This window comes from Nocardiopsis sp. L17-MgMaSL7 (genome assembly GCF_003182025.1).
Classification (GTDB): domain Bacteria; phylum Actinomycetota; class Actinomycetes; order Streptosporangiales; family Streptosporangiaceae; genus Nocardiopsis; species Nocardiopsis prasina.
Map to the genome: position 1 here is coordinate 19,944 of NZ_QGTF01000028.1, position 10,113 is coordinate 30,056.

Sequence of the window (10,113 nt, forward strand, 5' to 3'; positions counted from 1 at the left end):
CAATAGAAATAGTCGCATCTGCCGGGGGTCTGTCAAGTATTCCGTCGAGTAATCCAATCTTCACAACGGAATCCCTTGGGAATGCTTGAAGTCGCCCCGTGAGGGTGGCAATGTGACCAGTCACAGGCCACACACACCCGCGCGCCCGCTGCGCTCGAACCCAGGGAGGCCGCCGTGACCCAAGGGCCCGAAACCGTCCACCTGCGCAACTTCGTGGACGGCGCGTACGCCGACACCGTCGAGGGGCGCCGCAGCGAACTCGTCGACCCCGCCACGGGACGGGTCTTCGCCACCGCGCCGGTCTCGGGAGCCGAGGACGTCGACGCCGCCTTCCAGGCCGCGCGTCGCGCCTTCGAAGGCGGCTGGCGGGACTGGACCCCGGCCGAACGGCAGATCGCGCTCAACCGGTTCGCCGACGCCGTCGAGTCCCGCGCCGACGAACTCGTCGCCGCGGAGGTCCGCAACTGCGGCAAGCCCGTCGGCCTCACCCGGACCGAGGAGATCGGGCAGGTCCTGGACGCCCTGCGGTTCTTCGCCGGAGCCACCCGCAACCTGGAGGGCCGGGCGGCGGGGGAGTACCTGCGCGACCACACCTCCTGGGTCCGGCGCGAACCCCTCGGCGTGGTCGGCCAGATCACCCCGTGGAACTACCCCATGGCGATGGCGGCCTGGAAGATCGGCCCGGCCCTGGCCGCCGGGAACACGATCGTGCTCAAGCCCTCGGACACCACCCCGGTCTCCACGCTCCTGCTCGCGGAGATCGCCGCCGAGTTCCTCCCCGCCGGAGTGTTCAACGTGGTCTGCGGCGACCGCGACACCGGCCGCGCCCTCGTCGACCACCCCGTCCCCGCGCTGATCTCCCTCACCGGCTCCACCCGTGCCGGATACGAGGTCGCCCAGGCCGGATCGCGCGACCTCAAGCGCCTCCACCTCGAACTCGGCGGCAAGGCGCCCGTGATCGTCTTCGACGACGCCGACGTGGAACGCGCCGCCGAGGGGATCGCCGAGGCCGGGTTCTTCAACGCGGGCCAGGACTGCACGGCGGCCACCCGCATCCTCGCCGCCCCCGGCATCCACGACGACCTCGCCGCCGCCCTCACCGAGCAGGCGCGCGGCACCGTCACCGCCGGGCCGGACCGCCCCGACGCCGCCTACGGCCCCGTCAACAACGCCGACCAGCTCGCCCGCGTCACCGGGTTCCTGGAGCGCACCCCCGACCACGCCGAGATCCTCACCGGCGGCGCCCGCGTGGGGGATGAGGGCTTCTTCTACGCGCCCACGGTCGTCTCCGGGCTGCGCCAGGGGGACGAACTGGTCACCGACGAGATCTTCGGCCCCGTCCTGACCGTCCAGCGCTTCACCGACGAGGACACCGCCGTGGCCTGGGCCAACGCCGTGGAGTACGGCCTGGCCTCCAGCGTGTGGACCCGGGACCACGCCCGCGCCCTGAGGGTCTCGCGCCGCCTCGACTTCGGCTGCGTGTGGATCAACACCCACATCCCCATCACGGCGGAGATGCCGCACGGCGGGTTCAAGCACTCCGGCTACGGCAAGGACCTGTCCACGTACTCGTTCGAGGAGTACACCCGGGTCAAGCACGTCATGAGCTACATCGGTCCCTGACCGGGGCCGACCAGCCCCCGAACCCGACAGAACCCACAGGAACCCCCCATGGTCACCACCGCGAACAGCAGTACACAGGAGCCGGTGACGGCCCCGGAACGGCCCGGCCCGGCGATCAGCCTTGAGCGCGTGGTCAAGGCCTACCGGTCCGGCCCGGAGACCGTCCGGGCCGTCGGCGGCGTCGACCTGGAGATCGACCACGGCGAGTTCTTCTCGCTGCTGGGCCCCTCCGGATGCGGCAAGACCACCACGATGCGGATGATCGCCGGGTTCGAGGAACCCACCGAGGGGGTCGTGCGCCTCTCCGGCCGCGACGTCACCGGGGTCGCGGCCAACCACCGCGACGTCAACATGGTGTTCCAGAGCTACGCGCTCTTCCCGCACATGAGCGTCGCCGCCAACGTCGCCTTCGGCCTGGAACGCCGGAAGGTCGCCAAGCAGGAGATCCGCCGCAGGGTGGAGGAGATGCTGGAGCTGGTCGAACTCGGCCACCGCGCCAAGCACCGCCCGGCGCAGCTCTCCGGGGGACAGCAGCAGCGGGTCGCCCTGGCGCGGGCGCTGGTCAACGAGCCCGGAGCCCTCCTGCTCGACGAGCCCCTGGGCGCCCTGGACCTCAAGCTCCGCCAGTCCATGCAGGTCGAACTCAAGCGCATCCAACGCGAGGTCGGCATCACCTTCGTCTACGTCACCCACGACCAGGGCGAGGCCCTGACCATGTCGGACCGGGTCGCCGTGATGAACAACGGCCTCGTGGAACAGCTCGGCACCCCCGCCGAGATCTACGAGCGCCCCGCCACCAGGTTCGTGGCCGACTTCATCGGCACCAGCAACCTGCTCACCGGGACCGTCGGTGACGCCGACCCGGCCGGGCACCACCGGGTCGACCTCGGCCAGGGCCTCACCGCGCTGGTGGCGGAACTCCCCAGGGGGACCTCGGCGGGCGCGTCCACCCACCTGACCGTGCGCCCGGAGAAGGTGCGGATCGGCACCGAACGCCCCGAGGGCGACCTCTGCGCTCTGCCCGGCACCGTCACCGAGACCGTCTACATGGGCGCGGCCACGCACTACCAGGTGGCGCTGGCGAACGGCTCGGAGATGACCGTCTACCAGCAGAACTCCACGGACTCCGCCCTGGTGGCCGGGCGCGGCGACCCCGTCTGGGTCTCCTGGTCACCGCGCCACTCGTACGCGCTGCCCGTCTGAGCCCACACCCACCCCCGGGCCACACCAGGGCCCCGGGGCCAGCCCGCACCCCACCTGACTCCCCAGCCCGGTCCGACGCTCGGACCACCTGACACTCGGGTCAACCCAGGCTCCGGGACCACCCCACACCCGGGCCACACCAGGTCCCTGGACCAGCCCGCACCCCACTTGGCTCTCCAGCCCGGCACCGCACACTCGGGCCAACCCAGGCCCCGGGACCACTCCACACCCCACCTGATTCCCCACACCCGACCTACTCCCGGACCACATCAGGACCGCCCCACCCGGGCTGACACTCCAGACCACCCAAAACCACCCCCAACCCAACCCAGGCCCCGGGGGCCAGCCCACCCGAGCCGACGCCCAGACCACTCCACACCCGGGGCCAACCCTGGTCCCGGGACCAGCCCACCTGGACCGACACCCGGACCACCCCCCCGGACCACCCCCCGGGCCAACCCAGGCTCCGGGACCACCCCACACCCGGGCACCGCGAACCACACCAGCATCACCCAGCGTCCACACACGACTCCACAGGCTCCACCCCCCATCTGGCCCTCCCCGCTCACCGGCCTCCCGCACTCACGGCACACCCCAGATCCGAAGTAGGGAACGACGACATGACCCACCCCTCCCGCGCGCACCTGACCCCGGCACTCCTGCGCGGACTCACCCGGGCCCGGCGCGGACGCCCCGTCCTGCCCGCGCCGCTCGGCCCGACCCGTCGCCGCACCCTCCAGGCCGGTGGCGCCGCCGCCGCGGCGCTCGCCCTGTCCGGCTGCGGGGTGGGAGGACAGCAGCGCGAACCCGAGTCCGGCGCCGACTACTGGGTGGACAAGGAGGAGACCGGATCGCTGCGCTGGGCCAACTGGCCGCTGTACATGGACCCGGACCGCACCCAGCTGGAGCAGTTCAAGGAGTCCACCGGCATCGACGTGGCCTACCACGAGGACGTCCAGGAGGCGGCGTCCTTCTTCGGGCAGATCCAGCCGCGCCTCGCCAACGGCGACGACATCGGCTACGACCTCATGACCGTGCCCAACGGGTTCGAGTTCAGCAAGCTCGTGGAACTCGGCTACCTGGTCCAGCTCGACCACGCCCAGATGCCCAACTTCGCCAACTACGCGGGTGAGGTGTACAAGAACAGCAACTACGACCCCGGCAACCGGTACAGCGTCCCCTACGCCTCCGGCATCACCGGGATCGCCTACAACCCCGAGTACGTCGACCGCGAGATCACCAGCCTCCAGGACCTGTGGGACCCCGCCTTCGAGGGCAAGGTCGGCATGTTCGCCGACCCGCAGGAGATCGCCAACTTCGGACTTCTGGCCAACGGGGTCCTGCCCGCCGACTCCACCAAGGAGGACTGGGAGGCCGCCGCCGAGAAGCTCCGCGAACAGCGCGACTCCGGGGTGGTGCGCGCCTACTACGACCAGGACTTCATCCAGCCGCTGACCAACGGCGACCTGTGGATCACCATGGCCTGGTCCGGCGACATCTACCAGCAGAACTCCGAGGAGGGCACCAACCTCAGGTTCGTCATCCCGGAGGAGGGCGCCACCCTGTGGACCGACAACCTGCTGATCCCCTTCACCTCGCAGGCACCCGTCGACGCCCTCAAGCTCATGGACTTCCTGTACGAACCGGAGATCGCCACCGGTCTCACCGAGTACATCAGCTACATCCCGCCCGTGCCGCACGCCCAGGAGGTCATGGCCGAGTGGGCCGAGGCCGAGGACGGCAGCGACCGGGGCGAGGCCCTCGACGCCATGGCCGAGAGCACCCTGGTCTTCCCCGAGGAGGGCGACTACCAGAACCTGCACAACTTCGTCACCCTGGAGACCGACCAGCAGGACGAGTTCGCCTCGATCTTCCAGGCCATCACCCAGAGCTGACCGCTCGACCGAACCCGAGCTGATCCCATGAGAAACCGAAAGACGACGCCCTACGTCCTGGTGCTCCCGGCGTGGATCTGGCTGGCGCTGTTCTTCGTGGTCCCCATCGGCGGGATGCTGTCGCTGTCCCTGACCACCGGAAACGTGGTCACCGGCTTCCAGCAGACCTTCGAGGTGGGCAACTACGTCAACGCCGTCGGCACGTACTGGGAGCAGATCCTGCGCTCCCTGTTCTACGGCGGCTGCGCCACCCTGGTGTGCATCGTGGTGGGCTACCCCATGGCCTACTGGATCGCCTTCCGCGCCGGGCCGCACAAGTCCACGTACCTGCTGCTCATCCTGCTGCCGTTCTTCGTGTCCTTCGTGCTGCGCACCATCTCCTGGCGGTTCCTGCTGGCCGACAACGGCGTCGTCCTCGGAACCCTGAAGTCGGTGGGGATGCTCCCCGCCGACGCCCAGGTCCTCAACTCCGCCCCCGCTGTGGTGCTGGGCCTGGCCTACAACTTCCTGCCGTTCATGGTGCTGCCGATCTACGCCGTCCTCGAACGCATGGACCCGCGCCTGGTCGAGGCCGCGCACGACCTCTACGCGGGTCGCGTCCAGGCGTTCGTGCGCGTCATCCTGCCGGTGTCCCTGCCCGGGGTGTTCGCCGGCGTGCTGATGACCTTCATCCCCACGAGCGCCGACTACGTCAACGCCTCCGTGCTGGGCGGCACCCACAACACGATGATCGGCAACGTCATCCAGACCCAGTACCTGGTGAACAACAACTACCCGATCGCCGCGTCGATCACCTTCGTCCTCATGGGGCTGCTGCTCGTGGGCATCTTCAGCTACGCGCGGGCCCTGGGCACGGAACGGGTCATGGAGGTGCACACGTGATGAGCGCCAGCCTCGACACCCCCGCCCCGCCGCCCCCGGGCGCGACGACCGACCCGGGCCCCCGCCCGCGCCGCCGCACCGACTGGGGCCGCTACTACACCTGGCTGGTCCTGGCCTGGCTGTTCACGCCCATCGTGTTCATGGTGGCGTTCAGCTTCAACGACCCCGCCGGAAAGCACAACATCACCTGGCAGGGATTCACCCTGCACTGGTACGCCAACGCCTTCGCGCACGGCACGCTCAACGAGGCCATGTTCAACTCGGTGAGCATCGCCCTGCTGAGCATGGTGATCGCGGGCGCCCTCGGCAGCCTGCTCGGGCTCGCCCTCGGCCGGTTCTCGTTCCGGGGCAAGCAGCTCACCAACCTGGTGATGTTCTCCGCGATCAGCGCCCCCGAGGTGGTGCTCGGCGCCGCCCTGTTGTCCACGTTCCTGATGATGAACGTGACCACCGGCTACTGGACCACCGTCATCGCGCACGTGATGTTCTGCGTTTCCTTCGTGGCCATCACCGTGCGGGCGCGGGTGGTCACCCTGGACCCGGCGCTGGAGGAGGCCGCACGCGACCTCGGCGCCGGTCCCCTCACCACGTTCCGCCTGGTCACCCTGCCCATGCTGTTCCCCGCCATCATGGCGGGCGGGCTGCTGGCCTTCGCGCTGTCCATCGACGACTACATCATCACCACCTTCGTGAGCGGCGACGTCACCACGTTCCCGCTGTGGGTCTGGGGCTCGACCCGCGTCGGCATCCCGCCGCAGGTCAACGTCATGGGCACCCTGCTGTTCGGGGTCGGGCTGATCATGGCGGTGGTCAACGTCGTCATGGCCCGCCGACGAAGGTGAGCCGCGACCGGACCCGCGCACATCATGCTGGAGGAACCGGCCGCCGAATCCCCGGCGGCCGGTCCGACGACGAGAGACGAGTGAGAGCCTTGGCCGACACCACGCGCGCCGCAGCGGAACGGGCCCTGGAGGGCGCCCGTCCCCGGGTCTTCTGGCTGGACCCGGACGTCCCCGGACACGAGGTCCCCGAACCCGCCCCGCGGCTGGTGGGCGACGTCCACGCCGACCTCGTCGTGGTCGGCGCCGGGTTCAGCGGACTGTGGACGGCCCTCGTCGCCAAGGAACGCGACCCCGAGCGCGACGTCGTGGTGGTGGAGGCCCGCAGCACCGGCTGGGCCGCCTCCGGACGCAACGGCGGGTTCTGCGCGGCCAGCCTCACCCACGGCTACGAGAACGGCGCCGAGCGCTGGCCCGAGGAGATCGACGAACTCGAACGCCAGGGCCTGGCCAACCTCGACGCCATCGAGGAGACCGTCCGGCGGTACGGCATCGACTGCGAGTTCGAGCGCACCGGCGAGACCCTCGTGGCCACCGCCCCCTGGCAGGCCGCGGAGTTCGAGGAGGCGGCCGAGGCCATCCGTGCCCAGGGCCGCACCGCGCACGTGTGGGACGCCGAGGAGACGCGGCGGCACATCGACTCACCCACCTACGTGGGCGGCCTCCACGACCCCGACGGCGTGGCCATGATCCACCCCGCCAAGCTCGCCTGGGGCCTGCGCTCCGCCTGCGAGGGGCTGGGCGTGCGGTTCTTCGAGAACACCCCGGTGCGCGCCATCCGCTCCGTGCCCGCCGGGCTACGGCTGGAAGCGCGGAGCGGGACGCTGCACGCGCCCAAGGCGGCCTGGGGCGGCGGCGCGTTCCCCGGCCCGCTGCGGCGCCTGCGGCACTACCTCGCCCCGGTCTACGACTACGCGCTGATGACCGAACCCCTCACCGACAAACAGATGGCGTCGATCGGCTGGAAGGGGCGCCAGGGGCTCTCCGACTCCGCCAACCTCTTCCACTACTACCGGCTCACCGCGGACAACCGCATCCTGTGGGGCGGCTACGACGTCATCCACCACTACGGCGGGAAGGTGCGACCCGAGTACGACCAGCGGCCCGAGACCTTCCAGAAGCTGGCCGAGCACTTCCTGGAGACCTTCCCGCAGCTGAGCGGTATCCGGTTCGGGCACACGTGGGGCGGGGTGATCGACACGTGCAGCCGCTTCTCGGTGTTCTTCGGCGAGGCCTACGGCGGCCGACTCGCCTACGCGGCGGGGTACACCGGCCTGGGCGTGGGGGCCACCCGGTTCGGCGCCCAGGTGATGCTGGACCGGCTCGACGGGCTGGACACCGAGCGCACACGGCTGCGGATGGTTCGGGAGAAGCCCCTTCCGTTCCCGCCCGAGCCGGTCAGGTCGCTGGGCATCGAACTCACCCTCAGGGCCACCGCCGCCGCCGACCGCGACGAGGGACGGCGCAACCTGTGGCTGCGCGGACTGGACTCCGTGGGGATGGGCTTCGACAGCTGAGCGGCGGCTCGCGGCCGGGCCCCGAGGCCGATCCGGGCACTCCCGCACACCCGGCCGGAAAACGGCCGTTTCCGGCAAGGATCGGAAAGTCTGTACCAAGGGTTGTCATGTGGGGCGATGAGGGCGGCGTGGCGTGCGCGCCGCCCGCCCGACCGGGGGCGAGGATGGGCATCGGGCCGCAGGGGGCCGACGAAGGTGACCGGCCCCCTCCCGTGGTCCGCCCCACCTCCCCGGTACCCACCGCGTGGCCGCCCACTGGCCCAAGTCGCAGGCCGCGCGGTGTCAGACGCGTTCGGCGCCCGTACCCCGGTACGGGCGCCGAACGCGTGCGGTCACCGGGGTCGAGAAACTCCCGAACGCGAACCCGCGCTCAGCCGGTTCCTGTGACGGGTGCTCCCCACGGTGATCACCAGCCCCGCCAGGATCGTCTTTCCTTTTCCGTCATGACCGCCGGTCCGTCCGGCGAGCCCTGCTCCATCCAGTCCGAGATGTCGTTGTTGCCGACGAAGAGGTTGGCCACCATGCTCCGCACCTGGTCCGGGCGCAGGCGGAAGGACCACCCGACGCTCTCCCCCAGGGGTACGACCAGGACGGTGCGGTCGGGGCCGTCCATGGAGGCCCGGTCGGCGATCACCACCACCTCCTCACCCGGCTCCTCGTCGTCCTCGCCTTGGCGGACGATCGCCATCACCTGTTCCGGTGTGGCCCCCGCGAAGGCCGGGTCGTCCACGATCTGCACGAAGGGGCTGTATTCCTCGGGGGCCTCGGTCCGAGGGTCGAGGCGGTCCGCGTCCGCCGCGAGCGCGGCCCAGGCGTGGTCGTCACTGAAGTCGGTGCGCACGAGCAGCCCCGAGTTGTCCTGGGTGATCACGGGCAGGGGCGCGTCGGGAGCCCGGTAGAGGGGTGCGGACGCCGCAGTCTCCAGGACTTCGCCCATCACGTCGGATCCGTCCAACCAGTCCTCGTAGGACTCGCCGGGTTCGAGTTCGACCTCGGCGGCGCCGCAGTCCCTGTGGTGCTCCAGGGTGTCCTCGATGCCGGGGCGGTGCGTCACCAGGTAGGTCATGGCCGCCTGGCGGGGCGTGACGCGGAAGCGGTAGAGGTCGTCGTCGTTGGGGAGGAAGGCCATGAGCGGGCGCAGGGCGGGATCGCGGGTGGTGCCGCGGTCGGCGATCAGGACCAGGTCGGGAAGCCAGGTGCCCTCGCTGCCCAGGGACTGGGCCACCTCCTCGGGGACGGCGCCCCGCCAGGCGGGGTCCTGGGCCACGAGCAGGCGCCGGGGGATGGGCCCCCGCGCCGGGGGCAGGGGCTCTCCGGGGGTGTGGACGACCATGCCGGGCAGTTCGCCCATACGGTCGAGCACGTCGTTCCAGGCGTGGTCGTCACAGTCGCCGCGGACCAGCAGCGCGCCGGGCACGCGCTCGGTCTCGTCGTGGGGCGGCGGGGGCAGGGTGGGGCGTGTCAAGGGGGTCTCTTCACGGTCGTAGCGTGCGGTCCGTTCCCTTGTAGCAGGAGGGGCCGACGAACCGGCGCCGCCCCGGGCCCGCCGCAGCGGCAGCGGTGGTCCGTGTTCCCCTGAGGACCTCGGTCGGAGGACGCCGGGCCAGAGCAGGACCCCGTCCGGGTCCGTCAGCCGGTGCGTCAGGGACTCTCGTCGCGCAGACCCCGTGGAAAAGGAAAGACCCCGGCCCTGACGGGCGGGGGCCTGCGCGGGGACACCGGCGGAGAGCGGGCACGCTCAGCTGGGCGGGTCCGCGGCGCGCTGTTGCTCGTTGATGCGCAGGGCCTCCTCCAGCTGGTCCTCAAGGATGATGATCCGGCAGGCGGACTCGATCGGGGTGCCCCCGTCGACGAGTTCGCGAGCGCGGGAGGCGATCTTGAGCTGGTAGCGGGAGTAGCGGCGGTGGCCGCCCTCCGAGCGCAGTGGCTCGATCAGTTTGGCCTGACCCAGGGCGCGCAGGAAGGCCGGCGTGGCGCCGATCATCTCCGCTGCGGCGCCCACGGTATAGGCGGGGTAGTCGTCATCGTCGAACCGGTGACCGGTCTCGGGACGGGGCAAGTGCGTGTCCTTCTTCTCCTGAACGCACGTCGAGGGCCCCAGCGCCGTACGGCGCTGGGGCCCGAGAGTTCAATACCACCTACCGGCCGCTGCCG

General features: G+C 70.7%; 8 protein-coding genes. 6 read left to right on the forward strand and 2 right to left on the reverse strand.

What is annotated here, in order from left to right; translation table 11 throughout:
* The first annotated feature begins 174 nt into the window (after positions 1-174).
* The 6 genes from BDW27_RS26950 (at position 175) to BDW27_RS26975 (ending at position 7,959) form a co-directional block, all read left to right on the forward strand.
* Positions 175-1,623 carry a gamma-aminobutyraldehyde dehydrogenase gene (locus BDW27_RS26950; protein WP_017546810.1) on the forward strand — a complete coding sequence of 483 codons (1,449 nt, stop codon included), beginning with the start codon at positions 175-177 and terminating at the stop codon, positions 1,621-1,623.
* Positions 1,624-1,671: 48 nt separating this feature from the next.
* On the forward strand, positions 1,672-2,826 hold the full coding sequence (locus tag BDW27_RS26955; RefSeq protein ID WP_110052522.1) for an ABC transporter ATP-binding protein: 1,155 nt from the start codon (positions 1,672-1,674) through the stop codon (positions 2,824-2,826).
* A gap of 620 nt (positions 2,827-3,446) precedes the next feature.
* Positions 3,447-4,721 (forward strand): PotD/PotF family extracellular solute-binding protein, encoded by a 1,275-nt coding sequence (locus tag BDW27_RS26960; RefSeq protein WP_199560782.1) that lies wholly within the window; start codon positions 3,447-3,449, stop codon positions 4,719-4,721.
* A gap of 27 nt (positions 4,722-4,748) precedes the next feature.
* Positions 4,749-5,603 (forward strand): ABC transporter permease, encoded by an 855-nt coding sequence (locus BDW27_RS26965; protein WP_110052525.1) that lies wholly within the window; start codon positions 4,749-4,751, stop codon positions 5,601-5,603.
* The gene (locus BDW27_RS26970) at positions 5,603-6,445 is read left to right on the forward strand and encodes an ABC transporter permease (protein WP_017546814.1); all 843 of its coding nucleotides are present in this window, start codon (positions 5,603-5,605) and stop codon (positions 6,443-6,445) included. Before BDW27_RS26965 ends, BDW27_RS26970 begins: the two co-directional genes overlap by 1 nt.
* A gap of 89 nt (positions 6,446-6,534) precedes the next feature.
* The gene (locus BDW27_RS26975; protein ID WP_110052527.1) at positions 6,535-7,959 is read left to right on the forward strand and encodes an FAD-binding oxidoreductase; all 1,425 of its coding nucleotides are present in this window, start codon (positions 6,535-6,537) and stop codon (positions 7,957-7,959) included.
* A gap of 406 nt (positions 7,960-8,365) precedes the next feature.
* Here BDW27_RS26975 and BDW27_RS26980 read toward each other — a convergent pair whose 3' ends face one another.
* Both BDW27_RS26980 and BDW27_RS26985 read right to left on the reverse strand, forming a co-directional pair.
* Complete coding sequence (locus tag BDW27_RS26980) at positions 8,366-9,424, reverse strand: DUF6924 domain-containing protein (protein WP_199560783.1); 1,059 nt, start codon at positions 9,422-9,424, stop codon at positions 8,366-8,368.
* 273 nt (positions 9,425-9,697) lie between these two features.
* A complete protein-coding gene (locus BDW27_RS26985; protein ID WP_017546817.1) occupies positions 9,698-10,018 on the reverse strand; it encodes a MerR family transcriptional regulator in 321 nt (106 codons plus the stop codon).
* Between the last annotated feature and the right edge of the window lie 95 nt (positions 10,019-10,113).